Source organism: Stenotrophomonas sp. TWI1409 (assembly GCF_039673015.1).
Classification (GTDB): domain Bacteria; phylum Pseudomonadota; class Gammaproteobacteria; order Xanthomonadales; family Xanthomonadaceae; genus Stenotrophomonas; species Stenotrophomonas maltophilia_A.
The window spans coordinates 16,001-42,475 of record NZ_JBDJKU010000026.1 but is presented as its reverse complement, the minus strand read 5'-3'; the positions used below and the strand labels follow the sequence as shown (position 1 = coordinate 42,475).

Annotated in this window: 25 protein-coding genes and 4 tRNA genes; all 29 read right to left on the bottom strand. The window is 63.3% G+C overall.

The annotated features are described in order from the left end of the window. Positions 1-6 precede the first annotated feature (6 nt). Positions 7-192 carry a 50S ribosomal protein L29 gene (gene rpmC / locus ABE423_RS10670; RefSeq protein ID WP_004154487.1) on the bottom strand — a complete coding sequence of 62 codons (186 nt, stop codon included), beginning with the start codon at positions 190-192 and terminating at the stop codon, positions 7-9. Beyond that, positions 192-605, bottom strand: coding sequence for a 50S ribosomal protein L16 (gene rplP, locus ABE423_RS10665; RefSeq protein WP_004154486.1), 414 nt, complete (start codon positions 603-605; stop codon positions 192-194). Before rplP ends, rpmC begins: the two co-directional genes overlap by 1 nt. A 5-nt stretch (positions 606-610) precedes the next feature. Next, entirely contained in the window at positions 611-1,345 is a 735-nt protein-coding gene (gene rpsC, locus ABE423_RS10660) for a 30S ribosomal protein S3 (RefSeq protein WP_004145350.1), read from the bottom strand. Positions 1,346-1,363: 18 nt separating this feature from the next. Beyond that, positions 1,364-1,699 (bottom strand): 50S ribosomal protein L22, encoded by a 336-nt coding sequence (gene rplV, locus ABE423_RS10655; protein WP_004145348.1) that lies wholly within the window; start codon positions 1,697-1,699, stop codon positions 1,364-1,366. Between the two features lie 12 nt (positions 1,700-1,711). After that, positions 1,712-1,981: a 30S ribosomal protein S19 gene (rpsS, locus tag ABE423_RS10650; protein ID WP_004154485.1), complete on the bottom strand. Its 270-nt coding sequence runs from the start codon at positions 1,979-1,981 to the stop codon at positions 1,712-1,714. A 6-nt stretch (positions 1,982-1,987) separates the two neighbouring features. Further along, entirely contained in the window at positions 1,988-2,815 is an 828-nt protein-coding gene (rplB, locus tag ABE423_RS10645) for a 50S ribosomal protein L2 (protein WP_004145339.1), read from the bottom strand. Between the two features lie 10 nt (positions 2,816-2,825). Continuing rightward, positions 2,826-3,125 carry a 50S ribosomal protein L23 gene (gene rplW, locus ABE423_RS10640; protein ID WP_004145338.1) on the bottom strand — a complete coding sequence of 100 codons (300 nt, stop codon included), beginning with the start codon at positions 3,123-3,125 and terminating at the stop codon, positions 2,826-2,828. Then, positions 3,122-3,727, bottom strand: a complete 606-nt coding sequence (gene rplD / locus ABE423_RS10635) for a 50S ribosomal protein L4 (protein WP_004145337.1) — start codon at positions 3,725-3,727, stop codon at positions 3,122-3,124. The genes rplW and rplD overlap by 4 nt, the downstream gene beginning before the upstream one ends. A gap of 12 nt (positions 3,728-3,739) precedes the next feature. Beyond that, positions 3,740-4,390 carry a 50S ribosomal protein L3 gene (gene rplC, locus ABE423_RS10630; RefSeq protein ID WP_004145336.1) on the bottom strand — a complete coding sequence of 217 codons (651 nt, stop codon included), beginning with the start codon at positions 4,388-4,390 and terminating at the stop codon, positions 3,740-3,742. Between the two features lie 11 nt (positions 4,391-4,401). Further along, positions 4,402-4,713: a 30S ribosomal protein S10 gene (gene rpsJ, locus ABE423_RS10625; protein WP_005408208.1), complete on the bottom strand. Its 312-nt coding sequence runs from the start codon at positions 4,711-4,713 to the stop codon at positions 4,402-4,404. A gap of 332 nt (positions 4,714-5,045) precedes the next feature. After that, entirely contained in the window at positions 5,046-6,236 is a 1,191-nt protein-coding gene (tuf, locus tag ABE423_RS10620; RefSeq protein WP_004154360.1) for an elongation factor Tu, read from the bottom strand. 52 nt (positions 6,237-6,288) lie between these two features. Then, a complete protein-coding gene (gene fusA, locus ABE423_RS10615) occupies positions 6,289-8,430 on the bottom strand; it encodes an elongation factor G (protein WP_049435135.1) in 2,142 nt (713 codons plus the stop codon). A 141-nt stretch (positions 8,431-8,571) separates the two neighbouring features. Further along, on the bottom strand, positions 8,572-9,045 hold the full coding sequence (rpsG, locus tag ABE423_RS10610) for a 30S ribosomal protein S7 (protein ID WP_004145321.1): 474 nt from the start codon (positions 9,043-9,045) through the stop codon (positions 8,572-8,574). 12 nt (positions 9,046-9,057) lie between these two features. Further along, the gene (gene rpsL / locus ABE423_RS10605; protein ID WP_004145320.1) at positions 9,058-9,432 is read right to left on the bottom strand and encodes a 30S ribosomal protein S12; all 375 of its coding nucleotides are present in this window, start codon (positions 9,430-9,432) and stop codon (positions 9,058-9,060) included. Positions 9,433-9,716: 284 nt separating this feature from the next. After that, positions 9,717-13,940, bottom strand: a complete 4,224-nt coding sequence (gene rpoC / locus ABE423_RS10600) for a DNA-directed RNA polymerase subunit beta' (RefSeq protein ID WP_125895178.1) — start codon at positions 13,938-13,940, stop codon at positions 9,717-9,719. A gap of 89 nt (positions 13,941-14,029) precedes the next feature. Next, positions 14,030-18,184, bottom strand: coding sequence for a DNA-directed RNA polymerase subunit beta (gene rpoB / locus ABE423_RS10595; RefSeq protein WP_049401089.1), 4,155 nt, complete (start codon positions 18,182-18,184; stop codon positions 14,030-14,032). A 328-nt stretch (positions 18,185-18,512) separates the two neighbouring features. Then, a complete protein-coding gene (gene rplL, locus ABE423_RS10590) occupies positions 18,513-18,881 on the bottom strand; it encodes a 50S ribosomal protein L7/L12 (RefSeq protein ID WP_010480374.1) in 369 nt (122 codons plus the stop codon). A 63-nt stretch (positions 18,882-18,944) separates the two neighbouring features. Continuing rightward, positions 18,945-19,481, bottom strand: coding sequence for a 50S ribosomal protein L10 (gene rplJ, locus ABE423_RS10585; protein WP_010480377.1), 537 nt, complete (start codon positions 19,479-19,481; stop codon positions 18,945-18,947). Positions 19,482-19,867: 386 nt separating this feature from the next. Further along, positions 19,868-20,566, bottom strand: coding sequence for a 50S ribosomal protein L1 (rplA, locus tag ABE423_RS10580; RefSeq protein WP_004154350.1), 699 nt, complete (start codon positions 20,564-20,566; stop codon positions 19,868-19,870). A 4-nt stretch (positions 20,567-20,570) separates the two neighbouring features. Further along, positions 20,571-20,999, bottom strand: coding sequence for a 50S ribosomal protein L11 (rplK, locus tag ABE423_RS10575; RefSeq protein WP_004145248.1), 429 nt, complete (start codon positions 20,997-20,999; stop codon positions 20,571-20,573). Positions 21,000-21,297: 298 nt separating this feature from the next. After that, entirely contained in the window at positions 21,298-21,858 is a 561-nt protein-coding gene (nusG, locus tag ABE423_RS10570; protein WP_004154362.1) for a transcription termination/antitermination protein NusG, read from the bottom strand. A gap of 10 nt (positions 21,859-21,868) precedes the next feature. Next, on the bottom strand, positions 21,869-22,282 hold the full coding sequence (gene secE / locus ABE423_RS10565) for a preprotein translocase subunit SecE (RefSeq protein ID WP_005408202.1): 414 nt from the start codon (positions 22,280-22,282) through the stop codon (positions 21,869-21,871). A 49-nt stretch (positions 22,283-22,331) separates the two neighbouring features. Continuing rightward, positions 22,332-22,407 (bottom strand) — tRNA-Trp (locus ABE423_RS10560). Positions 22,408-22,510: 103 nt separating this feature from the next. Continuing rightward, positions 22,511-23,701: an elongation factor Tu gene (tuf, locus tag ABE423_RS10555; RefSeq protein ID WP_004154360.1), complete on the bottom strand. Its 1,191-nt coding sequence runs from the start codon at positions 23,699-23,701 to the stop codon at positions 22,511-22,513. 41 nt (positions 23,702-23,742) lie between these two features. Beyond that, a tRNA-Thr gene (locus ABE423_RS10550) sits at positions 23,743-23,818 on the bottom strand. A gap of 49 nt (positions 23,819-23,867) precedes the next feature. Next, a tRNA-Gly gene (locus tag ABE423_RS10545) sits at positions 23,868-23,941 on the bottom strand. Between the two features lie 24 nt (positions 23,942-23,965). Continuing rightward, positions 23,966-24,051 (bottom strand) — tRNA-Tyr (locus ABE423_RS10540). 137 nt (positions 24,052-24,188) lie between these two features. Continuing rightward, entirely contained in the window at positions 24,189-25,205 is a 1,017-nt protein-coding gene (locus ABE423_RS10535; RefSeq protein WP_121504929.1) for an isoaspartyl peptidase/L-asparaginase, read from the bottom strand. Positions 25,206-25,310: 105 nt separating this feature from the next. After that, positions 25,311-26,330, bottom strand: coding sequence for a cyanophycinase (locus ABE423_RS10530; protein ID WP_134951748.1), 1,020 nt, complete (start codon positions 26,328-26,330; stop codon positions 25,311-25,313). Between the last annotated feature and the right edge of the window lie 145 nt (positions 26,331-26,475).

Genomic DNA, 26,475 nt, shown 5'->3' with positions numbered 1-26,475 from the left:
CCATCCTTACTTCGTGCTGCCGAGCAGGGTCTTGACGCGAGCAATCTCGCGACGGACCCGGCGAATGTCGTGGGTCTTCGGCAGCTGGCCGGTGACCTGCTGCATACGGACAGAGAACTGTTCCTTACGCAGGTCGATCAGGTGGGCCTTGAGTTCGTCAGCCGACTTTTCACGGAGAGTTTTGATATCCATCAGCGCACCGTACGGGTCACGAAAGTGGTGGTGACCGAGAGCTTGGCGGCGGCCAGGCGGAACGCCTCGCGAGCCACTTCCTCGGAAACACCCTCGATTTCATAGATCATGCGGCCGGGCTGGATCTGGGCCACCCAGTATTCCACGTTGCCCTTACCAGAACCCATTCGGACTTCGATGGGCTTCTTGGTGATGGGCTTGTCGGGGAACACGCGGATCCACATCTTGCCGCCGCGCTTGACGTAGCGGCTGATCGAGCGGCGGGCCGCTTCGATCTGACGCGCGGTCAGCTGACCGTGTGCGGTTGCCTTCAGGCCGTATTCGCCGAAGCTGACAGCGTTGGCGCTCCAGCTCAGGCCATCGTTACGGCCCTTGTGTACCTTGCGGTACTTGGTTCGCTTGGGTTGCAACATTGTCGTTACCTCGCTTCACGGGCCGGGCGCTGACGGTCACCACGGTCGCCGCGATCGTGACGATCGTTGCGCGACGGGGTGTCGTCCTGCTTTTCCTGGCCAACCTGGGAGAAATCGAAGACCTCGCCCTTGTAGATCCAGACCTTGATGCCGATGATGCCGTAGGTCGTCTTGGCTTCAGCGAAGCCATAGTCGATGTCGGCACGCAGGGTGTGCAGCGGCACGCGGCCTTCGCGGTACCACTCCGAACGGGCGATTTCTGCACCGTTGAGGCGGCCACCGACGTTGACCTTGATGCCCAGGGCACCCAGACGCATCGCGTTGCCGACCGAGCGCTTCATTGCACGGCGGAACATGATGCGACGCTCCAGCTGCTGGGCGATCGACTCGGCAACGAGCTGCGCGTCCAGTTCCGGCTTGCGCACTTCGGTGACGTTGATGTGCGCCGGGACGCCCATCATCTCGCTCACTTCCTTGCGCAGCTTCTCGATGTCCTCACCGCGCTTGCCGATCACCACGCCCGGACGGGCGGTGTGGATCGTCACGCGAGCGGTCTTGGCCGGACGCTCGATCAGGATCTTGCTGATGCCGGCCTGAGCCAGCTTCTTGCGCAGCATTTCGCGCACTTTCAGGTCGGCTGCCAGGTAACCAGCGAACTCGGCCTTGTTGGCGTACCACTTGGAGTTCCAGTCCTTGGAAATGCCGAGGCGGATACCAATCGGATGAACTTTATGACCCATGGTCTTTTCCTTATCCGCTTACTTGGCGGCGCCCACAACCACAGTGATGTGGCTGGTGCGCTTGAGGATGCGGGTACCGCGGCCTTTCGCCCGCGCCATGAAACGCTTCAGGGTCGGACCTTCATCAACCATGATGGTCTGAACCTTCAGCTCGTCGACGTCGGCGCCCTGGTTGTTCTCGGCGTTGGCAATTGCCGACTCCACCACCTTCTTGATCAGGTGGGCAGCCTTCTTGTCCGAGAACTTCAGCAGGTTGACCGCACGCTCGGCCGGCAGACCGCGCACCTGGTCAGCGACCAGACGAGCCTTCTGCGGGGAGATGCGCGCAGTGCGCAGGATGGCTTTCGCTTCCATTGTCATCTCTCCTTACTTGCCCGACTTCTTGTCACCACCGTGACCCTTGAAGGTCCGGGTGATGGCAAATTCGCCGAGCTTGTGGCCGACCATGTTCTCGTTGACGAGAACCGGGATGTGGTTCTTGCCGTTATGCACGGCAATGGTGACGCCTACCATGTCAGGCAGGATCATCGAACGGCGCGACCAGGTCTTGATCGGCTTCTTGCTGCCCGCAGCGGCCTCCACCTTCTTGACGAGGTGGTGATCGACGAACGGGCCCTTCTTGAGTGAACGTGCCATGGTCGATTAGCCCCTACGATCGCGGACGATGAACTGCTGAGTGCGCTTGTTATGGCGCGTCTTGTAACCCTTGGTCGGGACACCCCACGGGGTGACCGGATGCGGATTACCCTGGCCGGCCTTCGCCTCACCACCACCGTGCGGGTGGTCAACCGGGTTCATGGCAGCACCACGAACGGTCGGGCGGACGCCGCGCCAACGCTTGGCACCGGCCTTGCCCAGCTTTTCCAGGCTGTGCTCGTCGTTGCCGACTTCGCCGATGGTGGCGCAGCACTCGACCGGAACCTTACGCATTTCACCCGAGCGCAGGCGCAGGGTGGCGTAGATGCCTTCGCGAGCCACCAGCTGCACGGCCGCACCAGCGGCGCGAGCGATCTGAGCGCCCTTGCCCGGCTTCAGTTCGATGCAGTGGATGGTGGTGCCGACCGGGATGTTGCGCAGCGGCAGGGTGTTGCCAGCCTTGATCGGGGCATCCGAACCAGCGATCACCTGATCACCAGCCTTCAGGCCCTTCGGGGCGATGATGTAGCGACGCTCACCGTCGACGTAGCACAGCAGAGCGATGTGCGCGGTGCGGTTCGGATCGTATTCGATGCGTTCCACGCGCGCCGGGATGCCCAGCTTGTTGCGCTTGAAGTCGATGATGCGGTAGTGCTGCTTGGCACCACCACCGACGTGACGCACGGTGATGCGGCCATGGTGGTTACGACCACCCGAGCGGCTCTGCGACTCGACCAGCGCAGCGTGCGGAGCACCCTTGTGCAGGTCGGGAGTGACCACGCGCACGGCCGAACGGCGGCCGGGGGAAGTGGGCTTGAATTTCATCAATGGCATGGGATGTACCTCAGGCCTTGGCCGTTACATCGATCGACTGGCCATCGGCCAGGCGAACGTACGCCTTGCGCCAATCGCCGCGGCGGCCAGCACGGTTACGGAAGGACTTGTTCTTGCCCTTGACGTTGACCACGTTGACGGCTTCGACCTTGACGTCGAACAGCTGCTCAACCGCGGCCTTTACATCGGCCTTGGTGGCTTCGTTCGAAACTTCGAAGACATACTGGTTGGAGAGTTCCTGCAGGCGCGCGGTCTTTTCGGAGACACGCGGGGCACGCAGCACGCTGAAGATTTTTTCGTTGCTGTTCATGCCAGCCACTCCTCGACCTTCTTGACCGCGTCAGCGGTGATGACGACCGTGTCGGCACCCACCAGCGAGACCGGATCCAGACCCTGGACGTCACGCACCTGCACGTACGGCAGATTGCGGGCGGACAGGTACAGGTGCTCGGACGCTTCTTCGGTGACGATCAGCGGGCGCTTGCCCACTTCCAGGCCGGCCAGCTTGGCGATCAGACCCTTCGTGTTGGTCACTTCGACGTCGAAGGACTCCACGATGGTCAGACGGCCCTGACGGTTCAGCTCGGACAGGATCGCGCACATGGCGGCACGGTACTGCTTACGATTGACCTTCTGCTCGAAGCTGCGCGGCTTGGCCGCGAAGGTGACACCGCCGCCGACGAAGATCGGAGCCGTCAGTGCGCCATGACGCGCGCCGCCGCCCTTCTGCTTCTTCGACTTCTTGGTGGTACCAGCCACTTCGGAGCGAGTCTTCTGTGCCTTGGTGCCGGCGCGACCGGCGTTGCGGTAGGCAACGACGACCTGGTGGACCAGATCTTCGCTGAAATCGCGACCGAACACGGCGTCGGAGACCGAGACCTTGTTGTTGCTACCCGTGATAACGAGTTCCATCGTCATCTCTCCTTATGCCTTGCTCGCCGGACGGACGATCACGTCGCCACCCGCCGCGCCCGGAACGGCGCCGCGAACGGCGATCAGACCGCGCTCGACGTCGACCTTGACCACTTCCAGGTTCTGGGTGCTCTGCTGCACCGCGCCCATGTGGCCCGACATCTTCTTGCCCGGGAAAACGCGACCCGGGGTCTGGCGCTGACCCAGCGAACCCGGCGCGCGATGCGACAGCGAGTTACCGTGGGTTGCATCGCCCATACGGAAGTTGTGGCGCTTGATGGTGCCCTGGAAGCCCTTACCCTTGGTGACACCCTGGACGTCGACGATCTGGCCGACTTCGAAGATGTCCGCCTTGACTTCGCCGCCAACGGCGAAATCGCCGAGCTGCGCGTCTTCAACGCGGAATTCCCACAGGCCACGACCCGCTTCCACCTTCGCCTTGGCGAAGTGGCCGGCTTCCGGCTTGTTGACCAGGGCAGCGCGACGCGCGCCGACGGTCACCTGCACGGCGCTGTAGCCGTCGGTTTCGACGGTCTTGATCTGCGCGATGCGGTTCGGGGTTGCTTCGATCAGGGTCACCGGGATGGAGCGGCCATCTTCAGTGAACACGCGGCTCATGCCAGCCTTGCGGCCCACGAAGCCCAACGAATACTTCTTCGTCATGGTCGTAGTCCTCAGGTCAGCTTGATCTGAACGTCGACGCCGGCAGCCAGTTCGAGCTTCATCAGCGCGTCCACGGTCTTGTCATTCGGGTCAACGATATCGAGCACGCGCTTGTGCGTGCGGGTCTCGTACTGGTCACGCGCGTCCTTGTCGACGTGCGGGGAAACGAGAACGGTGTAACGCTCGATCTTGGTCGGCAGCGGGATCGGGCCACGCACTTGCGCGCCGGTCCGCTTTGCCGTTTCAACGATCTCGCTGGCCGAACGGTCGATCAGACGATGATCGAACGCTTTCAGCCGGATCCGGATCTTTTGGTCCGCCATGGCGGTAGGTTCCTTCGTTAAAAGAGCGACAGACAAAGCCTCTGGGTTGCTTTGTCCCATGAAATTCCTGAATACGGACGACCCACAGTCCTGCAGGCCGCCAAGGTCACTCCATAGACCTCAAAAACGTAGGCAGACCAGTTACCCGGCCTGCCCAGACGTAGAAGCATAATGGCACGCAAGGCAGCTGTCAACAGTCGCCTGTTGACGCCGCCTGAATGGCATTGACCCTTCCTGGTCCGGGGAACACAAGGCACATCCTGTGCCTGCTTTCCCATTTGATACGCCCCGATGCCCTACCCAGGCAACATCGGGGCGCAGATACTACCAGATTACTCGATGATCTTCGAGACCACGCCGGCGCCGACGGTACGGCCGCCTTCGCGGATGGCGAAGCGCAGGCCTTCGTCCATTGCCACCGGGTTGATCAGGGTGACGACCATCTTGACGTTGTCACCCGGCATCACCATTTCGACGCCTTCCGGCAGAGCAGCTGCGCCGGTGATGTCGGTGGTGCGGAAGTAGAACTGCGGACGGTAGCCGTTGAAGAACGGGGTGTGACGGCCGCCCTCGTCCTTCGACAGGACGTAGACTTCGCCTTCGAACTTGGTGTGCGGCTTGATCGAACCCGGCTTGGCCAGAACCTGGCCACGCTCGACGTCGTCACGCTTGGTGCCGCGCAGCAGCAGGCCAGCGTTGTCGCCTGCCTGACCCTGGTCCAGCAGCTTGCGGAACATTTCAACGCCGGTCACGGTGGTCTTCTGCACCGGACGGATGCCGACGATTTCGATTTCGTCGCCAACCTTGATCACGCCGCGCTCGATACGACCGGTCACCACGGTGCCGCGGCCCGAGATCGAGAACACGTCTTCCACCGGCATCAGGAACGGCTTGTCGATAGCGCGCTCCGGCTCCGGAATCCAGCTGTCCAGGGCATCGACCAGCTTCAGGATGGCCGGCACGCCGATGTCGCTCTGGTCGCCTTCCAGCGCCAGACGGGCCGAACCGGCGATGATCGGGGTGTCGTCGCCCGGGAAGTCGTACTTGCTCAGCAGCTCGCGCACTTCCATTTCGACCAGCTCGAGCAGCTCGGCGTCGTCAACCATGTCGGCCTTGTTCAGGAACACGACGATGTACGGCACGCCGACCTGACGCGACAGCAGGATGTGCTCGCGGGTCTGCGGCATCGGGCCGTCAGCGGCCGAGCACACCAGGATCGCGCCGTCCATCTGGGCGGCACCGGTGATCATGTTCTTGACGTAGTCAGCGTGGCCCGGGCAATCGACGTGGGCGTAGTGACGGACCGGGGATTCGTATTCGACGTGCGCGGTCGAGATCGTGATACCACGCGCCTTTTCTTCCGGCGCGGCGTCGATCGAGGAGTAATCCTTGAACTCGCCACCGAAGCGCTCGGCACCGATCTTGGTCAGTGCAGCGGTCAGCGTGGTCTTGCCGTGATCGACGTGACCGATGGTGCCGACGTTGACGTGCGGCTTGGTGCGCTCGAACTTACCCTTTGCCATTGTTCTATACCTTGATTGTTCGTAAGTGGTTTCAAGAGAGGCTGAGCGAGGCTCAGCCCTTCTTCATGACGGCTTCGGCGATGTTGGTCGGAGCCGGCTCGTAGTGATCGAATTCCATGGTGAAGGTGGCGCGGCCCTGGGTCTGCGAACGCAGCGCAGTGGCGTAGCCGAACATTTCACCCAGCGGGATCATCGCGTTGATGATCGAAGCGGAGCCGTCACCGGTGGTGTCGGAACCCTGCAGCACGCCGCGACGACGGCTGACGTCGCCCATCACGTCACCCTGGTAATCCTCCGGGGTCACGATCTCGACCTTCATGATCGGCTCCAGCAGCACCGGCTTGGCCTTGGCGAAGCCCTGCTTGAAGGCCATCGACGAAGCCAGCTTGAACGCCATTTCCGAGGAGTCGACGTCGTGGTACGAACCGAACACCAGCTTCACCTTGACGTCCACGACCGGGAAGCCAGCCAGCGGACCGCTGGTGATGGTTTCGCGCAGGCCCTTTTCAACCGACGGAATGAATTCCTTCGGGATCACGCCGCCGGTGATGTCGTTGATGAACAGGAAGTCGTCCTTGATGGCCGGAGCCAGCTTCGGATCGGCACGGTCGGCAGCGGTGATCGGCGACAGTTCGATCACGACGTGACCGTACTGACCCTTACCACCGGACTGCTTGGCGTGCTTGTAGTCCGACTTGACGTCGGCCAGGGTGATGGTTTCGCGGTAGGCCACCTGCGGCGCGCCGACGTTGGCTTCAACGTTGAACTCGCGCTTCAGGCGGTCGACGATGATGTCCAGGTGCAGCTCGCCCATGCCCGAGATGATGGTCTGGCCGGATTCTTCGTCGGTCTTGACGCGGAACGACGGATCTTCCTGCGCCAGACGGCCCAGGGCCAGACCCATCTTTTCCTGGTCCGACTTGGTCTTCGGCTCGACGGCCATCGAGATCACCGGCTCCGGGAACGTCATGCGCTCCAGGATGATCGGGGCGTCCACGGCGCACAGGGTGTCACCGGTGGTGGTGTCCTTCAGGCCCACGGCAGCGGCGATGTCACCGGCCAGAACTTCCTTGATTTCCTCGCGGTTGTTCGAGTGCATCTGCAGGATGCGGCCGATGCGCTCCTTCTTGCCCTTCACCGAGTTCAGCACGGTGTCGCCACCGTTCAGGGTGCCCGAGTAGACACGGAAGAAGGTCAGCGCGCCGACGAACGGGTCGGTGATGATCTTGAAGGCCAGCGACGAGAACGGAGCCTTGTCGTCCGACTTGCGGGTCATTTCGACGGTGTCGTCGTCAACGTCCACGCCCTTCACGTCCGGCACGTCGACCGGCGACGGCAGCAGCTGGATCACGCCGTCCAGCATGGCCTGCACGCCCTTGTTCTTGAAGGCCGAGCCGCAGTACATCGGCACGATCTCGGTGGCCAGGGTGCGGGTACGCAGCGCGTTGATGATTTCAGCCTCGGCCAGCTCTTCGCCGCCCAGGTACTTTTCCATCAGCTCTTCGCTGGCTTCGGCAGCGGTCTCGACCATGAACTGGCGAGCCTCTTCAGCCGGGCCCTGCAGATCGGCCGGGATTTCACCGTATTCGAACTTCATGCCCTGCGAAGCCTCATCCCAATGGATGGCCTTCATCTTCAGCAGGTCGACAACGCCCTTGAAGTTGTCTTCAGCGCCGATCGGCAGCTGCATCGGCACGGCAACCGCGCCCAGCTTGGCCTTCAGCTGGCCGACGACCTTCTGGAAGTTGGCACCGGTGCGGTCCATCTTGTTGACGAACGCGATGCGCGGCACGTGGTACTTGTTGGCCTGGCGCCACACGGTTTCCGACTGCGGCTGCACGCCACCGACGGCGCACAGGACGAAGACGGCACCGTCGAGCACGCGCAGCGAGCGCTCCACTTCGATGGTGAAGTCGACGTGCCCGGGGGTGTCGATGATGTTGAAGCGGTGCTCCGGCAGGGACTTGTCCATGCCCTTCCAGAACGCGGTGGTGGCAGCGGACTGGATCGTGATGCCACGCTCCTGCTCCTGCTCCATCCAGTCCATGGTGGCGGCGCCGTCGTGCACTTCACCGATCTTGTGGCTCTTGCCGGTGTAGAACAGGATGCGCTCGGACGTGGTGGTCTTGCCGGCATCGATGTGAGCCATGATGCCGAAGTTACGGTAACGCTCGATGGGAGTGGAACGGGCCACGGGAGCCTCTCAGATTTCTTGGATTTCGGATGGCCGAACGCCGCCTTTCGGCGGCCTTCGGATTGGCGCAGTCCTTCTGGGACCGCGAGGCAGCACGCACCGAAGTGGTGCTGCCCTGCCTGTTTTACAAGGCCGTCAAACTCACCAGCGGTAGTGCGCGAATGCCTTGTTGGCTTCGGCCATGCGGTGGGTTTCTTCGCGCTTCTTGATGGCGCCGCCACGGTTTTCCGAGGCGTCGATCAGTTCAGCAGCCAGCTTCTTCGGCATGGTGTTCTCACCACGCTTGCGCGCGGAGTCGATCAGCCAGCGCATGGCCAGGGCCATCTTGCGCGACGAACGCACTTCGACCGGCACCTGGTAGGTGGCACCACCGACGCGACGCGACTTGACTTCGACCGCCGGAGCGACGTTGTCCAGAGCCTTCTGCACCAGTTCAATGGCGTTGGCGCTGCTGTTCTTCTCGGTGATCACGTCCATGGCGCCGTACACGATCTTTTCGGCGACGGACTTCTTGCCGCTCTGCATGACCATGTTGATGAAGCGGGCGATGGTTTCGCTTCCGTGCTTCGGATCGGGCAGGACGGAACGCTGCGGAGTATTACCCTTACGCGACATAGTGCTCTCTCCTTATGCCTTCGGACGCTTGGCGCCGTACTTGGAACGGGCCTGGCGACGCTTGGCAACGCCGGCGGCGTCGAGCGAGCCACGAACGGTGTGGTAACGCACACCCGGCAGGTCCTTGACGCGACCGCCGCGGATCAGGACCACGGAGTGCTCCTGCAGGTTGTGACCTTCACCACCGATGTAGGAAATCACTTCTTCCTGGTTGGTCAGGCGGACCTTGGCAACCTTGCGCAGAGCCGAGTTCGGCTTCTTCGGAGTGGTGGTGTAGACACGGGTGCAGACGCCACGGCGCTGCGGGCACTTGTCGAGCGCCGGCGAGGCACTCTTGTAGGTGGTCGCTTGCCGCGGCTTGCGGACCAGCTGGTTGATCGTCGCCATCAGTAGGTTCTTCTGATTGGTGGCCGGAAAATCCGACCAGAGATGCGGAAATGTTAAAGCAGGCCAAAATTCTGGCCTGCTGAGACAGACGATTGTAGCAACCTGCCAGGAAAGCAGTCAAACGCCTCCTGTCAAGCCCGTTCCTGATCCCGGAACGTTACTGGGGGGCCTCCATGTACCCCGTTCAGGTTGGCCGGGTCGATCGCGGACGATCTCCCCTGCCCTTTCCCTATCCCATCGATGGACCGATGGGGTGGTCCGGCCCTGCGGCCGGACCGGATACCTCATTCTTCGCCCGAGGCCTGTTCAGCTTCGGCTTCAACCACCGGTGCCTCGACCGCAGCCGGGGTGCCGGCCAGGGTCTGCATTTCCGACTCGGTGAGACCGGAAGCACCGCGACGGCGGTTGCTGTGGTACGCCAGGCCGGTACCGGCCGGAATCAGGCGACCCACGATGACGTTTTCCTTCAGGCCACGCAGGTTGTCCGAGGTGCCGCGGACGGCCGCTTCGGTCAGCACGCGGGTGGTTTCCTGGAACGACGCGGCCGAGATGAACGATTCGGTCGCCAGCGAGGCCTTGGTGATACCCAGCAGGACCGGATCGAAGTGCGCCGGCAGCTCGTTGCGGGTCGACAGGCGCGCATTCTCCTCGATAACGCGCTGACGCTCCACCTGTTCGCCGTTCAGGAACTTGCTGCTGCCCTGGTCGGTAATCTCGACCTTGCGCAGCATCTGGCGGGTGATCACCTCGATGTGCTTGTCGTTGATCTTCACGCCCTGCAGGCGGTACACGTCCTGGATTTCCTTCACCAGGTAGGCCGCCAGCGGTTCGACACCCAGCAGACGCAGGATGTCCTGCGGGCTCGGCTCGCCGTCCACGATGGTTTCACCCTTGGTGACATGCTCGCCTTCGAACACGATGACCTGGCGGTACTTCGGGATCAGCTCTTCGTGCTCCGAACCATCGGTGTCCTTGATGATCAGGCGCTGCTTGCCCTTGGTGTCCTTGCCGAAGCTGATGATGCCCGAACGCTCGGCCAGCACCGCCGGATCCTTCGGCTTGCGCGCTTCGAACAGATCGGCCACGCGCGGCAGACCACCGGTGATGTCGCGGGTCTTCGACGCTTCCTGCGGAATCTTGGCGACCACGTCACCCACGCCGACGGCAGCGCCGTCCTGCAGGTTGACGATCGAGCGCGGCGGCAGCAGGTACTGCGCCGGCAGGTCGGTGCCCGGGATCGACAGGTCGTTGCCCTTGGCGTCGACGATGCGCACGATCGGGCGCAGGTCCTTGGCCTGGGTACCACGACGCTTCGGATCGGTGATTTCGCGCGACGCCAGGCCGGTCAGCTCGTCGGTCTTCTCGATGACGGTGATGCCGTCGACGAAGTCGATGAAGCGGATGAAACCGGCCACTTCCGACACGATCGGGTGGTTATGCGGATCCCAGTTGGCCACGGTCTGGCCAGCCTTGATCGCATCACCGTCCTTGGACGTGATGGTCGCACCGTACGGCAGCTTGTAGCGCTCACGCTCACGGCCGTGGGCATCGAGCACCGAGATTTCGCCCGAGCGCGACACTGCCACCAGCGAGCCGTTGGCATGCTCGACGGACTTGAGGTTGCTGAACTTGACCGAGCCGGTGGTCTTGACGGTGATGTTGTCAACCGCAGCAGCTCGCGACGCCGCACCACCGATGTGGAACGTACGCATGGTCAGCTGGGTACCCGGCTCACCGATGGACTGGGCGGCGATGACGCCGACCGCTTCACCGATGTTGACCAGGTGACCACGGGCCAGATCGCGGCCGTAGCAGCGACCGCAGACACCGAAGGCCGATTCGCACGAGATCGTCGAACGCACCTTGATGCTCTGCACGCCGGCGTCTTCCAGCTTGGCGACCCAGGCTTCGTCCAGCAGGGTGTTGCGGGTGACGATCGGATCTTCGTCGTTGCCCGGCAGGAACACGTCCTCGGCAACCACGCGACCCAGCACGCGGTCCTTCAGCGGCTCGACCACGTCGCCGCCTTCCACGATCGGGGTCATGATCAGGCCTTCGGTGGTACCGCAATCCACCTCGGTGATCACCACGTCCTGCGCGACGTCGACCAGACGACGGGTCAGGTAACCCGAGTTCGCGGTCTTCAGCGCGGTATCAGCCAGACCCTTACGGGCACCGTGGGTGGAGTTGAAGTACTCCTGCACGTTCAGGCCTTCACGGAAGTTCGCCTTGATGGGCGTCTCGATGATCGAGCCGTCCGGACGCGCCATCAGGCCACGCATACCGGCCAGCTGACGGATCTGCGCCTGCGAACCACGCGCACCGGAGTCGGCCATGATGTACAGCGAGTTCATCGACTTCTGGTCGATGGTCTCACCCTTGGCATTGACGACCTTTTCGGTACCGATGGTGTCCATCATCGCCTTGGCGATGCGCTCGTTGGTGCGCGACCAGATGTCGACCACCTTGTTGTAGCGCTCACCGGCGGTGACCAGACCCGACTGGTACTGCTCCTGGATTTCCAGCACTTCGGCTTCGGCCTCGGTGAGGATGCCCTTCTTCTCGTCCGGGATCAGCATGTCGTCGATGCCGATGGAGACGCCGGCGCGGGTCGCGTAGGCGAAGCCGGTGTACATCAGCTTGTCGGCGAACACGACCGTGTCCTTCAGACCCAGCTGGCGGTAGCTGGAGTTGATCAGGCGGCTGATGTTCTTCTTGGTCAGCTCGGTGTTGGCCAGCGCAAACGGCAGGCCTTCCGGCAGGATTTCAGCCAGCAGGGCGCGACCGATCGTGGTGTCCACGATCGAGGTCTTGTTCTGCTTCACACCGTCTTCGTCGGTCACCACCTCGGTGATGCGGACCTTGACGCGCGCGTGCAGTTCCACCACGCGGTTGTCGTAGGCACGCTTCACTTCGGCGATGTTGGCGAAGGCCATGCCCTCGCCCTTCTTGTTTTCCAGCGAGCGGGTCATGTAGTACAGACCCAGCACGACGTCCTGCGACGGCACGATGATCGGCTCGCCGTTGGCCGGCGACAGGATGTTGTTGGTCGACATCATCAGCGCACGCGCTTCCAGCTGGGCTTCCAGCGAGAGCGGCACGTGGACGGCCATCTGGTCACCGTCGAAGTCGGCGTTGAACGCGGTGCAGACCAGCGGGTGCAGCTGGATGGCCTTGCCTTCGATCAGCACCGGCTCGAACGCCTGGATGCCCAGACGGTGCAGGGTCGGCGCACGGTTCAGCATCACCGGATGCTCGCGGATGACCTCTTCCAGGATGTCCCAGACTTCGGCTTCTTCGCGCTCGACCAGCTTCTTGGCGGCCTTGATGGTGGTGGCCAGGCCACGACGCTGCAGCTTGGCGAAGACGAACGGCTTGAACAGCTCAAGCGCCATCTTCTTCGGCAGGCCGCACTGGTGCAGGCGCAGGTACGGACCGACCACGATGACCGAACGGCCCGAGTAGTCGACGCGCTTGCCCAGCAGGTTCTGGCGGAAGCGACCCTGCTTGCCCTTGATCATGTCGGCCAGCGACTTCAGCGGGCGCTTGTTGGTGCCGGTGATGGCACGGCCACGACGGCCGTTGTCCAGCAGCGCATCGACCGATTCCTGCAGCATGCGCTTTTCATTGCGCACGATGATGTCCGGCGCGCTCAGTTCGAGCAGGCGGCGCAGGCGGTTGTTACGGTTGATGACGCGGCGGTACAGGTCGTTCAGGTCGGAGGTCGCGAAGCGGCCGCCATCCAGCGGAACCAGCGGACGCAGGTCCGGCGGCAGCACCGGCAGCACGGTCATGACCATCCACTCCGGACGGTTGCCCGATTCCAGGAAGGCTTCGATCAGCTTGATGCGCTTGGTGAGGCGCTTGAGCTTGGTTTCCGAACCGGTAGCGGCGATTTCCTCGCGCAGGCGGGTCATTTCCGACTGCAGGTCGATGGTGCGCAGCAGTTCGTACACGGCCTCGGCGCCCATCGCGGCGTCGAAGTCGTCACCGTGCTCCTGGCGGGCCTGCAGGTACTGTTCTTCGGTCAGCAGCTGGCGGCGCTCCAGGGCGGTCAGGCCCGGCTCGGTCACCACGTAGGCTTCGAAGTACAGCACGCGCTCGATGTCGCGCAGGGTCATGTCCAGCATCAGGCCGATGCGCGACGGCAGCGACTTGAGGAACCAGATGTGCGCGACCGGCGAGGCCAGGTCGATGTGGCCCATGCGCTCACGACGCACCTTGGCCAGGGTCACTTCGGTGCCGCACTTTTCGCAGACCACGCCGCGGTGCTTCATGCGCTTGTACTTGCCGCACAGGCACTCGTAGTCCTTCACCGGGCCGAAGATGGCGGCGCAGAACAGGCCGTCGCGTTCCGGCTTGAAGGTACGGTAGTTGATGGTTTCCGGCTTCTTCACTTCGCCGAAGGACCACGAACGGATCAGGTCCGGCGAGGCCAGCGCGATCTTGATCGCGTCGAAGTCCAGCGTCTGGCGCTGCTGGTTGAAGAGGTTGAGCAGGTCTTTCATGGTGTTCTCCAGAAGGAGGAATGCTGTGTCGATGGGCTTTCAGTTGACTGCCAGCGGCGGGGCGGCCGCGGCCGCCGCGCCGGCATGGATCAGTTGTCTTCCAGTTCCATGTTGATGGCCAGCGAGCGGATTTCCTTCACGAGCACGTTGAAGGATTCCGGCATGCCCGCGACCATCTCGTGCTCACCGTCGACGATGTTCTTGTACATCTGGTTGCGGCCCTGCACGTCATCGGACTTCACCGTCAGCATTTCCTGCAGGGTGTAGGCCGCGCCGTAGGCTTCCAGCGCCCAGACTTCCATTTCACCGAAGCGCTGGCCGCCGAACTGCGCCTTGCCGCCCAGCGGCTGCTGGGTGACGAGCGAGTACGGACCGGTCGAACGGGCGTGCATCTTGTCGTCGACCAGGTGGTTCAGCTTCAGGTAGTGCATGTAACCCACGGTGGTGTGGCGATCGAACGCTTCACCGGTGCGGCCGTCGTACAGCTGGGTCTGGCCACTGCTCGGCAGGTCGGCCAGTTCCAGCATGCGCTTGATTTCCGCTTCGGTGGCGCCGTCGAACACCGGGGTGGCCATCGGCACGCCGTCGGTGAGGTTACGGGCCAGACGCAGCAGTTCCTCGTCGCTGAACTGCGACAGGTCGACACGGTTGGCCACGTTGGTGTCGTCGTGGTTGTAGATGTCGTCCAGGAACTTGCGCAGGTCGGCAACCGCCGCCTGGGCTTCCATCATCGCCTGGATCTTGCGGCCCAGGCCCTTGGCAGCCCAGCCCAGATGCACTTCCAGGATCTGGCCGATGTTCATACGCGACGGCACGCCCAGCGGGTTCAGCACGATGTCCACGGTTTCGCCCGAGGCCATGTACGGCATGTCCTCGACCGGCACCACGTTGGAGACCACACCCTTGTTGCCGTGGCGGCCTGCCATCTTGTCGCCCGGCTGGATGCGGCGCTTCACGGCCAGGAACACCTTGACCATCTTCAGCACGCCCGGGGCGAGGTCGTCACCGGCGGTGATCTTGCCGCGCTTGTCGGCGAAGCGACGCTCGAATTCCTTCTCGTGCGCCTGGATCTGCTTCTGCGCGCGCTCGATGGCTTCCGAGGCGTCCTCGTCCTTCATGCGCAGGGCGAACCAGTCAGCCTTCTTCAGGCCGTCCAGGAACGCGTCGCTGATGACGTCGCCCTTCTTCAGGCCAGCGCCACCGTTGACCACCTTGCCCACGATCTGCGAACGCAGACGCATGTAGATGGCGGCTTCCAGGATGCGGAACTGGTCGTCGAAGTCCTTCTTGACGCGCTTGATTTCAGACTCTTCGATCTGGCGGGCGCGCTTGTCCTTCTCGATGCCGTCGCGGGTGAAGACCTGCACGTCGATGACGGTGCCGTCCATGCCCGGCGGAACGCGCAGCGAGCTGTCCTTCACGTCCGAAGCCTTCTCGCCGAAGATCGCGCGCAGCAGCTTTTCTTCCGGGGTCAGCTGGCTTTCGCCCTTCGGGGTGACCTTGCCGACCATGATGTCGCCGGCGCGGACTTCCGCACCGATGTACACCACGCCGCTCTCGTCCAGGCGGTTCAGCGCCTGCTCGGAGACGTTCGGGATGTCGGCCGAGATTTCCTCCGGCCCCAGCTTGGTGTCACGCGCGACGCAGGTCAGCTCTTCGATGTGGATCGTGGTGTAACGATCCTCTTCCACCACGCGCTCGGAGAGCAGGATGGAGTCTTCGAAGTTGTAGCCGTTCCACGGCATGAACGCGATCAGCATGTTCTGACCCAGGGCCAGTTCGCCGATGTCGGTGGACGGACCGTCGGCCAGCACGTCGCCGCGGGCGATGACGTCACCCACCTGCACCAGCGGACGCTGGTTGATGCAGGTGTTCTGGTTCGAACGGGTGTACTTGACCAGGTTGTAGATGTCCACGCCTGCGTCGGTGGCGCCAACGATCTCTTCCTCGTTGACCTTGACCACGATACGGGCGGCATCGATCTGCACGATCTCGCCACCACGACGGGCATTCACGGTCACACCGGAGTCACGCGCCACGGCGCGCTCGATGCCGGTACCGACCAGCGGCTTCTGCGCACGCAGGGTCGGCACGGCCTGACGCTGCATGTTGGCGCCCATCAGTGCGCGGTTGGCGTCATCGTGCTCCAGGAACGGAACCAGCGCGGCTGCGATCGACACGGTCTGCATCGGCGAGACGTCCATGAAGTGGACTTCCGCCGGCGGCTTCAGCAGCGACTCGCCCTGGAAGCGGCACGGAACGAACTGCTCGGTCAGCACGCTGTCGGCATTGGTCAGGGCGTTGGCCTGCGCAATGACGTACTCGTTTTCTTCGATGGCCGACAGGAACTCGACTTCGTCATAGACCTTGCCGTCCACGACCTTGCGGTACGGGGTCTCGAGGAAACCGTACTGGTTGGTGCGGGCGTACACGGCCAGCGAGTTGATCAGGCCGATGTTCGGGCCTTCCGGGGTTTCGATGGTGCAGACGCGGCCGTAATGGGTCGGGTGCACGTCGCGCACTTCGAAGCCGGCGCGCTCACGGGTCAGGCCGCCCGGGCCCAGGGCCGAGACGCGACGCTTGTGGGTCACTTCCGACAGCGGGTTGTTCTGGTCCATGAACTGCGACAGCTGCGAGGAGCCGAAGAACTCCTTGATGGCAGCGGCGACCGGCTTGGCGTTGATCAGCTCCTGCGGGGTCAGGCCTTCCGACTCGGCCATCGACAGGCGCTCCTTGACCGCGCGCTCGACGCGGACCAGGCCCACGCGGAACACGTTCTCGGCCATTTCGCCGACCGAACGCACGCGACGGTTGCCCAGGTGATCGATGTCATCGACCACGCCGCGACCGTTGCGGATCTCGGTCAGGACCTTGATCACGTCCAGGATGTCGGAGCTGTCGCCATGGGCGGCAACCAGGCGCTTGGACTCTTCGTCGTTGCGCTCACCGTAGTACTTGCGGTCGTACAGCACGGCTTCGCCGGTGGTTTCCTTGCGGCCCACGCGACGGTTGAACTTCATGCGGCCGACCGCGGACAGGTCGTAGCGCTCGAAGGTGAAGAACAGGTTGTGGAACAGGTTCTGCGCGGCGTCCTTGGTCGGCGGCTCGCCCGGACGCATCATGCGGTAGATCTCGACCAGGGCTTCCAGCTGGGTCTTGGTCGGGTCGATGCGCAGGGTGTTGGACAGGTACGGGCCACGATCCAGATCGTTCACCCACAGGGTGCCCACGGCATCCACACCTGCCTTGCGGAAGGCCTGCAGCTGCTCGTCGGTGATCTCGTCGTTGGCCTGGGCCAGCAGTTCGCCGGTCGAAGCATCGACCACGTCGTGCGACAGGATGCGGCCGACGATGTAGTCGTCCGGCACGGCCAGGGCGGCGATGCCCGAGGCTTCCAGCTGCTTGATGTGGCGCGCGGTGATGCGCTTGCCGGCTTCCACGATGACCTTGTCGCCGTCGGCGAGGTCGAAGCCCAGGGTTTCGCCGCGCAGGCGCTCCGGCACCAGCTCCAGCTGGACGCCTTCATCCGGGTTGATGTGGAAGGTGTTGATCTCGAAGAACTCGGCCAGCATCTCTTCGTTGCTGTAGCCGAGCGCGCGCAGCAGGATCGACACCGGCAGCTTGCGGCGACGGTCGATACGGGTGAACAGCGCATCCTTCGGGTCGAACTCGAAGTCCAGCCAGGAACCGCGGTAAGGAATGATGCGGGCGCTGTACAGCAGCTTGCCCGAGCTGTGGGTCTTGCCACGGTCGTGGTCGAAGAACACGCCCGGCGAACGGTGCAGCTGCGAGACGATGACGCGCTCGGTGCCGTTGACGATGAAGGTGCCGTTCTCGGTCATCAGCGGGATTTCGCCCAGATAGACCTCCTGCTCCTTCACGTACTTGATGGCCTTGGTCGACGACTCACGGTCGTAGATCACCAGGCGCACGGTCACGCGCAGCGGGGCGCCGTAGCTCATGCCACGCTGGCGGCACTCACGCTCGTCGAAGACCGGTTCGCCCAGCTTGTAGCCGACGTATTCCAGGGCAGCGTTGCCGCTGTAGCTGGCGATCGGGAAGACCGACTTCAGCGCAGCGTGCAGGCCGTGGTCCGTGCGCTTGGCCGGATCGACGTTTTCCTGCAGGAATTCACGATAGGAATCCACCTGGATGGCGAGCAGGAACGGCACTTCGAGAATCGAGCGCTGCTTGCCGAAATCCTTGCGGATACGCTTTTTTTCGGTGAACGAATAGGACGTCATGAGGTCTTCCACCTTGTTGTGCGGATCGTGCGCCCACGATCCGAAGGGAACTTGAAATTGTCAGTTGGAAGTCGCTGGTATTGCCGGCACCAGCACGCCTTCTCCCGCTACTTCCAACTGCCAACTCGTCTGCATCCACTCCCCCGCTGCCGCGCTCTGCGCTGGCCTGCCGGGGTCTGACCGCAGCCCGTGTTGGGCTTTTTCTGCTTTTGAAACAGTCGACTAACAGTCGACCCTACCGGTACTGCAACAACGACCAAAGGCCGGGGGCTTACGCCCCCAGCCTTGGCTGCATCGCCGTGAATCGGTGACGATGCAAGGTAACTGCTTACTTGACTTCGACAGTCGCGCCAGCAGCTTCCAGGTCCTTCTTCATCTTCTCGGCGTCGTCCTTCGAAGCGCCTTCCTTCAGGACGCCACCGGCTTCGGCCAGGTCCTTCGCTTCCTTCAGGCCCAGGCCGGTGATGGCGCGGACGGCCTTGATGACTTCGACCTTCTTGTCGCCGGCCGACTTCAGGGTGACGGTGAACTCGGTCTGCTCTTCAACAGCAGCGGCCGGGCCAGCAGCAGCAGCCACGGCAACCGGAGCAGCGGCGGAGACGCCGAACTTCTCTTCGATGGCCTTGACCAGCTCCATCACTTCCATCAGGGACTTCTCGGCGATGGCGTCGACGATCTGTTCGTTGGTAAGGGACATGATTAATACCTTTGGATGATTTTCTGGGTTGAGGTTCCGTCAGGAACCACGGTAAGTCGAAACTCAGGCGGTCTCGGCGGCCGGCTCGGCAGCGTCGGCGGCGACGTCGCCACCACCCTGCTTCTCGCCAACGGCCTTGATGGCGCGGGCAAACATCGTGACCGGCTCGGTCAGGACGCGGGCCAGCATGGCCAGGGCCTGGTCGCGGGTCGGCAGCGAGGCCAGCACTTCGACGTGGCTTGCCGGGAACACTTCGCCACCGATGGCGACGACCTTAGCCTTCAGCTTGTCGTTGCCCTTGGCGGCTTCCTTGATCAGGCGACCGGCAGCGCCGGGCTCCTCGAGCGAGAACGCGTACAGCAGCGGACCAACCATCTGGTCCTGGGCGACTGCGAACTCGGTGCCTTCAACGGCGCGCGAAGCCAGGGTGTTCTTGACAACCTTCAAGAAAACACCGGTTTCACGAGCCTGCTTGCGCATCGCGGTCATCTGGGCGACCGTGGTGCCAGCGTATTCGGCTGCGATCAAGGAGTGGGCCTTGGCGGCGACGTCTGCCAGCTCGGCGACTACTTCTTGCTTCTGGGACAGATTGAGAGCCATTGCACTCCTCCTATTGAACTCCGCTTACGGCTCCTGCCGTGTGCGGTCCTGTGCGGCATCCGTCCTGGACGCCGGGAACATCGGGATGATGTTCCGGGGGTGGGCCGTTCTAGACCTGGAGTGGGCCAACCTGGGAAACCCAGACGTGCGTGAACCAGAAAAACTCCAGAAGGGCACCATCTACGCAGGGTGATTCCGGGGAATCGATTAAGCGCTCATGACTGCTCCGGCGGCGACTCCTTGCCAGATCGAGCTTCCGTGCCCGTCGCCGGTATTGCCACGACCGCGCCTGCGGTCTTTGACGGCTACCGCGGGCGATGTACGGCCAGCGATGCCTTCAAATGTCACGGTCACGGCACCGAAGGTACCGTGACCGCTTGAAACAATTACTTCAGGGTCAGCGACGACTGGTCGACGGTGACGCCCGGGCCCATCGTCGAGCTGACCGAAACCTTCTGCAGGTAGGTGCCCTTCGAGGTGGCCGGCTTGGCCTTGATCAGGTCCAGCAGCAGCGCGGTCAGGTTCGACTTCAGCGCGTCTTCGGCGAAGTCGGCCTTGCCGATGGTGCAGTGGATGATGCCAGCCTTGTCGGTGCGGTAACGGACCTGACCCGACTTGGCGTTCTTCACGGCTTCACCCGGGTTCGGGGAAACGGTGCCGACCTTCGGGTTCGGCATCAGGCCGCGCGGGCCCAGCACGGTGCCCAGCTTACCGACGACGCGCATGGCGTCCGGGGTCGCGATGACGACGTCGTAGTTCAGATCGCCGGCCTGCATCTTCTCGGCCAGATCATCCATACCGACGGCTTCGGCGCCAGCGGCCAGGGCTTCGTCAGCCTTGGCACCGGCCGGAGCGAACACGGCGACGCGGACCGACTTGCCGGTACCGGCCGGCAGCACGGTGGAGCCACGGACCTGCTGGTCGGACTTCTTCGCATCGACGCCCAGGCGCACAGCGACGTCGATCGACTCGACGAACTTGGCCTTGGTGGCGCTCTTCAGGATGTTGATCGCGTCCTCGAAGGCGTATGCCTTGCCCGGAACGACGGCGGCCTTGATGGCCTTCTCACGCTTGGTCTGTGCCATCTTATTAACCCTCCACCACGAGGCCCATGGAACGGGCAGAGCCAGCGATGGTACGCACGGCGGCGTCCAGATCGGCGGCAGTCAGATCCGGTTCCTTCGCCTTGGCGATCTCTTCCAGCTGCTTACGGGTGACCTTGCCGACCTTCTCGGTGTTCGGGCGCTTGGAGCCCGACGAGATGCCAGCGGCCTTCTTCAGCAGGGTGGTGGCCGGGGTGCTCTTGGTGATGAAGGTGAACGTACGGTCCGAGTAGGCCGTGATGATCACCGGAACCGGCAGACCCGGCTCGAGCTTCTGCGTGGCAGCGTTGAACGCCTTACAGAATTCCATGATGTTCAGACCGCGCTGACCCAGCGCAGGACCGACCGGCGGCGAGGGGTTGGCCTGACCGGCCTTCACCTGCAGCTTGATGTAACCGACAACTTTCTTTGCCATGTGAGTACTCTCCGGGTGCTAGCGCCTTTCGACAACAGGCTCCCCATCGGACCGGGAATCACGCGTCCCGGCATCGCGTTTTGAAATCATGCTGAAGGCCACCTTGCGGCGGCCTCGTCCTGCTGGCTTCCCAGCGGGGAGCCGCGCACTATATCAGGTTTTTTCTTCACATGCCTGAAGCGGCACGTAAACGGACGAAACCGGGCAAAGCCCGGTTCCCCTTGTAGAGTCGAGCCATGCTCGACTGCACCGCCATCCGGAGCCTGGAGTCGAGCATGGCTCGACCCTACAGGACCGGTCAGACGGCCTTTTCGACCTGGCCGAACTCGAGTTCGACCGGAGTGGCACGACCGAAGATCAGCACCGAGACGCGCAGACGGCTCTTCTCGTAGTTGACTTCTTCGACGACGCCATTGAAATCGTTGAACGGGCCGTCGGTAACGCGGACCATCTGGCCCGGCTCGAACAGCACCTTCGGACGCGGCTTCTCGACACCTTCCTGAACGCGATTCAGGATGGCTTCGGCCTCGGAATCGGCGATCGGCAGCGGACGGTCGGCGGTGCCGCCGATGAAGCCCATCACGCGCGGGGTTTCCTTGACCAGGTGCCAGCTTTCGTTGTCGATGCGCGGAATACCGGCTTCTTCGTGGGTCTCGATCTGGACCAGCACGTAACCCGGGAAGAACTTGCGCTCGGAGCGGCGCTTCTGGCCAGCGCGCATCTCGACCACTTCTTCGGTCGGGACCAGGACATCGCCGAAGCGCTCTTCCATGCCGTCACGGACGATGCGATCGCGCAGAGCCTGCGCCACCGACTTCTCGAAGCCCGAATAGGCGTGAACGACGTACCAACGCTTCATGCAATTCTCCTTAGCGGCTCAGGAACAACTGAACCAGCCACTGAATGACGTAATCGAACCCACCCAGCAACAGACTGAGAATGGTCACCACCACCATCACGACCCAGGTCATGCGGATGGCTTCCTGGCGCGTCGGCCAGACCACCTTGCGCAGTTCGAAGCGCGACTCGGAGAGGAATTCGCGGGTGTCGCGCCCCTTGCCGGTCAGCATGAACACGCCGATACCGCCAACCAGACCGACCACAACCGCCAACGCACGCAGCTGACCCGCCCACGCACCCAGCTGGGTGGCGCGACCGGAGTCGGCGGAGAACCAGAACCAGACGAACAGACCGGCCAGCACCAGCAGCGATGCGGCGACGTACTTGACGATATCCCCGCCGTTGGCGGAGTTGTCCTTGGAGTGTTCGATCTTGCTATTCATCCGGCTGTGTCTGCTTTAGCGGCCCAGGCCGCTGGATAAGGTGGGCAGATGGCACGCCAGGAGGGACTCGAACCCCCAACCTGCGGTTTTGGAGACCGCTGCTCTGCCAATTGAGCTACTGGCGTACGTGTTGAAACTTGCCTTCCCTTAGACGGCGAAGGCGGACCGAGGTTCCCGGCCCGCCATTCGCGTAACCGGCGGCGCTATGCAACCACCGGTACTGCAGGCTTACTCGATGATCTTCGAGACCACGCCGGCGCCGACGGTACGGCCGCCTTCGCGGATAGCGAAGCGCAGGCCTTCGTCCATTGCCACCGGGTTGATCAGGGTGACGACCATCTTGACGTTGTCACCCGGCATCACCATTTCGACGCCTTCCGGCAGAGCAGCTGCGCCGGTGATGTCGGTGGTGCGGAAGTAGAACTGCGGACGGTAGCCGTTGAAGAACGGGGTGTGACGGCCGCCCTCGTCCTTCGACAGGACGTAGACTTCGCCTTCGAACTTGGTGTGCGGCTTGATCGAACCCGGCTTGGCCAGAACCTGGCCACGCTCGACGTCGTCACGCTTGGTGCCGCGCAGCAGCAGGCCAGCGTTGTCGCCTGCCTGACCCTGGTCCAGCAGCTTGCGGAACATTTCAACGCCGGTCACGGTGGTCTTCTGCACCGGACGGATGCCGACGATTTCGATTTCGTCGCCAACCTTGATCACGCCGCGCTCGATACGACCGGTCACCACGGTGCCGCGGCCCGAGATCGAGAACACGTCTTCCACCGGCATCAGGAACGGCTTGTCGATAGCGCGCTCCGGCTCCGGAATCCAGCTGTCCAGGGCATCGACCAGCTTCAGGATGGCCGGCACGCCGATGTCGCTCTGGTCGCCTTCCAGCGCCAGACGGGCCGAACCGGCGATGATCGGGGTGTCGTCGCCCGGGAAGTCGTACTTGCTCAGCAGCTCGCGCACTTCCATTTCGACCAGCTCGAGCAGCTCGGCGTCGTCAACCATGTCGGCCTTGTTCAGGAACACGACGATGTACGGCACGCCGACCTGACGCGACAGCAGGATGTGCTCGCGGGTCTGCGGCATCGGGCCGTCAGCGGCCGAGCACACCAGGATCGCGCCGTCCATCTGGGCGGCACCGGTGATCATGTTCTTGACGTAGTCAGCGTGGCCCGGGCAATCGACGTGGGCGTAGTGACGGACCGGGGATTCGTATTCGACGTGCGCGGTCGAGATCGTGATACCACGAGCCTTTTCTTCCGGCGCGGCGTCGATCGAGGAGTAGTCCTTGAACTCGCCACCGAAGCGCTCGGCACCGATCTTGGTCAGTGCGGCGGTCAGCGTGGTCTTGCCGTGGTCGACGTGACCGATGGTGCCGACATTGACGTGCGGCTTGGTGCGCTCGAACTTACCCTTGGCCATGGCTGCTTATCTCGAATTCGTCTGAGAGGTGATGCTTAAGATGGTGCTCACGAAAGGAATCGAACCTTCGACCTCTTCCTTACCAAGGAAGTGCTCTACCGACTGAGCTACGTGAGCCGAGTTTTGCATTATGACATGAACTCGATAATATTCAAAGTTCATTCAATGGAGCGGGAGACGGGAATCGAACCCGCACCATCAGCTTGGAAGGCTGAGGTTCTACCATTGAACTACTCCCGCGCCGGGAATGTCACAACGTGAAACTGGTGGAGGGAGGTGGATTCGAACCACCGAAGGCGTAAGCCAGCAGATTTACAGTCTGCCCCCGTTGGCCGCTTGGGTATCCCTCCTTACCACCCCATTCCGTTGCCGCCGAAGCGTTGCGGTGTGTGGTGGTGAGCCGCTTATTCTGCTGATGGGACGGGGGGCTGTCAACGCTTTTTTCCACTTTTTTCACACGCTGTCGCAAACCCATTGATACGCAAGGTTATTGCCCCGGGACCGCAAGGGTCTCGTTGGCGAAAATTGCGACATGAGGGACGCCGTCGCCGCCGATCCAGCCCCGATACATGCCCTGGGTGTTGAATGGCGTGGCCATTTTTCCGTCTGCAGCGAGCACGATCGCACCGCCGTCACCCCCCATCTGCGGAATCGTCTCGTTGATCACGCCCTTGCCGGCCTGTTCCGGCGTCTGCCCCTGGTAGCGCATGCGTGCGCAGATCTCGTGCGCGGCCGCGGTGCGGATGTAGTACTCGCCCCAGCCGGTGCCGGACACCGCACAGCGCGCATCGGCCCAGGTGCCTGCACCGATGATCGGCGAGTCACCCACCCGGCCATAGCGCTTGTTGGTCATGCCACCAGTGGAGGTACCGGCGGCCAGGTGCCCCTGCGCATCCAATGCGACTGCACCGACGGTCCCGAAGTGCTTTGCAGTCTCCAGGTCGGCATGCGCCTGGCCACTGGCCTCTTCTTTCAGTGCACGCTGCAGCTGCTGCCAACGCTTCTCCGTACGGAAGTAGGAGGGATCGACCAGAGACATCCCCTGCTCGACCGCGAAGGCTTCGGCGCCCTGCCCCACCATCATCACGTGCCTGGATTTCTGCATCACGGTCTGCGCCAGCAGGATCGGGTTGCGCACCCGCTGCACGCCGGCCACCGCGCCCGCCGCCTGGCTCGCGCCATCCATGACAGCCGCATCCAGCTCGTTATGGCCGTCGTGGGTGAACACCGCGCCCTTGCCGGCGTTGAAGGTGGGATCGTCCTCCAGGACAGTGATCGCAGCGGTGACTGCAGCCAACGCGGGGCGACCCGCCGCCAGCTCCGCATGCCCCTTCAACAGGGCCGCCCGCAGCGCGTCACGTGCGGCCTTTTCCTCGGCCGGCGACAGGTCCTTGCGCTCGACGCCGGCGCCGCCGTGGATGACCAGCAGCGGTGAAGCCGCCGGTGCGGCCTGGGCAAGCATGGGCAGGGACAACAGTGCGGACAGCGCCAGGCGCAGTTTCATCGGGTACGTCTCCAGCAGAACGAGGGAATGGATTGCGGGGTAGTGCCGGCCGCTGGCCGGCAAGGGGCGCATCAGGGAAGGCGAGTTGCCGGCCAGCGACCGGCATTACCGAAGCGTGAACTCAATCTCGCCGTCGCTGACGTCGGCCATCGCCTGGTAATCGGCCTCGGCCTGGAAGTCATCCAGGCGCATGCGGCTGCCGCTGGCGACCACCGTTACAGGCACCGCGTGGAAGCGCAGCGGCTCGCCCTCGACCAGGCGGTCGGCATCGCGGCCGGGGCTGACCACCCAGACCTTGCCCTCGCCGTCAGCGCTGTAGACCTGTGCCTGGCCATCGGGCTCCACGCACAGGGCGGTGTCCTCGTCGACGCCGATGCCGACGATGTCGGGGTCGCCACTGTCCTGCGCGGCGCGCGCCACGAACACGATCAGGCGGCCGAGCCGATCGCGCTTGTCGAAGTGGGTGTCGGTGACCACGCGCTGCAGGTAGGGCATCTGCAGGAAGCCACTGTCCATGGTCACCGCACTGCCCATCGGGTCGGCCAGCGCACCGGCGGAGGTGATGCTGCCGCCGTCCATCGCGCCGTAGGCGTAGCCACCGAGGATGGCCAGCCCGGCGCTGGTACCGGCAATCGGCTTGCCGGCGCGCACATGGGCATTGAGCGCGCGGTTGAGCGCGGTGCCCTTCCAGAAGCGGATGTAGCGCGACTGGTCACCACCGGCAATGAAGATGGCATCGGCCGCAGCCACCACGCGCAGCACGGCCGGATCGTCGGCGCCGCGGCGGCTGTCGAAGACCAGCGTCTGCACCGCGGTGGTCCCACCGATCTCGCGATAGAGCCGGTCCTGCAGCTCATCGCTACCGGAAGCGCGCAGGATCAGCACGCGGCCGTTGCCGGCCTGCTTCAGCCACCAGTGAAAGGCCTCCGGCACCCATTCGCCACCGCCCATCAGCATCATGGCCGGCGCGCGCGGGCCGGGCCGGGGTGCGTCAAGATCCCCGGCTTCGTAGTAGGCGAAGCCCGGGCCCTGCAGGTCCTGCGCAAGGGCGGCCAACGGCACGGCCAACACCAGCAGCGCCAGCCAGGCGAAGGGGGCACGCAGGGTGCAATGGAGGCGTCGCATCTTGATCTCCCTGAACAAAATCGACTTGCAAGCGTTTTCACTCTTTGCCAGATAGGGACCCAGTAGTCAAGGGCATAAAAAAGGCGTTAAATGCGCGCGCCCATTCCGGAAATCTGAATGGGGGACAGGGCCCCTCCTCTGCGGG

Excerpts from the sequence above, each read along its gene's own strand:
- rpmC (WP_004154487.1), bottom strand. The coding sequence starts at position 192 with ATGGATATCAAAACTCTCCGTGAAAAGTCGGCTGACGAACTCAAGGCC.
- rplP (WP_004154486.1), bottom strand. The coding sequence starts at position 605 with ATGTTGCAACCCAAGCGAACCAAGTACCGCAAGGTACACAAGGGCCGT.
- rpsC (WP_004145350.1), bottom strand. The coding sequence starts at position 1,345 with ATGGGTCATAAAGTTCATCCGATTGGTATCCGCCTCGGCATTTCCAAG.
- rplV (WP_004145348.1), bottom strand. The coding sequence starts at position 1,699 with ATGGAAGCGAAAGCCATCCTGCGCACTGCGCGCATCTCCCCGCAGAAG.
- rpsS (WP_004154485.1), bottom strand. The coding sequence starts at position 1,981 with ATGGCACGTTCACTCAAGAAGGGCCCGTTCGTCGATCACCACCTCGTC.
- rplB (WP_004145339.1), bottom strand. The coding sequence starts at position 2,815 with ATGCCATTGATGAAATTCAAGCCCACTTCCCCCGGCCGCCGTTCGGCC.
- rplW (WP_004145338.1), bottom strand. The coding sequence starts at position 3,125 with ATGAACAGCAACGAAAAAATCTTCAGCGTGCTGCGTGCCCCGCGTGTC.
- rplD (WP_004145337.1), bottom strand. The coding sequence starts at position 3,727 with ATGGAACTCGTTATCACGGGTAGCAACAACAAGGTCTCGGTCTCCGAC.
- rplC (WP_004145336.1), bottom strand. The coding sequence starts at position 4,390 with ATGACGAAGAAGTATTCGTTGGGCTTCGTGGGCCGCAAGGCTGGCATG.
- rpsJ (WP_005408208.1), bottom strand. The coding sequence starts at position 4,713 with ATGGCGGACCAAAAGATCCGGATCCGGCTGAAAGCGTTCGATCATCGT.
- tuf (WP_004154360.1), bottom strand. The coding sequence starts at position 6,236 with ATGGCAAAGGGTAAGTTCGAGCGCACCAAGCCGCACGTCAACGTCGGC.
- rpsG (WP_004145321.1), bottom strand. The coding sequence starts at position 9,045 with ATGTCGCGTAAGGGTAATACTCCGCAGCGTTCCGTCCTGCCCGATCCG.
- rpsL (WP_004145320.1), bottom strand. The coding sequence starts at position 9,432 with ATGGCGACGATCAACCAGCTGGTCCGCAAGCCGCGGCAAGCGACCACC.
- rpoC (WP_125895178.1), bottom strand. The coding sequence starts at position 13,940 with ATGAAAGACCTGCTCAACCTCTTCAACCAGCAGCGCCAGACGCTGGAC.
- rpoB (WP_049401089.1), bottom strand. The coding sequence starts at position 18,184 with ATGACGTCCTATTCGTTCACCGAAAAAAAGCGTATCCGCAAGGATTTC.
- rplL (WP_010480374.1), bottom strand. The coding sequence starts at position 18,881 with ATGTCCCTTACCAACGAACAGATCGTCGACGCCATCGCCGAGAAGTCC.
- rplJ (WP_010480377.1), bottom strand. The coding sequence starts at position 19,481 with ATGGCTCTCAATCTGTCCCAGAAGCAAGAAGTAGTCGCCGAGCTGGCA.
- rplA (WP_004154350.1), bottom strand. The coding sequence starts at position 20,566 with ATGGCACAGACCAAGCGTGAGAAGGCCATCAAGGCCGCCGTCGTTCCG.
- rplK (WP_004145248.1), bottom strand. The coding sequence starts at position 20,999 with ATGGCAAAGAAAGTTGTCGGTTACATCAAGCTGCAGGTGAAGGCCGGT.
- nusG (WP_004154362.1), bottom strand. The coding sequence starts at position 21,858 with ATGAAGCGTTGGTACGTCGTTCACGCCTATTCGGGCTTCGAGAAGTCG.
- secE (WP_005408202.1), bottom strand. The coding sequence starts at position 22,282 with ATGAATAGCAAGATCGAACACTCCAAGGACAACTCCGCCAACGGCGGG.
- tuf (WP_004154360.1), bottom strand. The coding sequence starts at position 23,701 with ATGGCCAAGGGTAAGTTCGAGCGCACCAAGCCGCACGTCAATGTCGGC.
- ABE423_RS10535 (WP_121504929.1), bottom strand. The coding sequence starts at position 25,205 with ATGAAACTGCGCCTGGCGCTGTCCGCACTGTTGTCCCTGCCCATGCTT.
- ABE423_RS10530 (WP_134951748.1), bottom strand. The coding sequence starts at position 26,330 with ATGCGACGCCTCCATTGCACCCTGCGTGCCCCCTTCGCCTGGCTGGCG.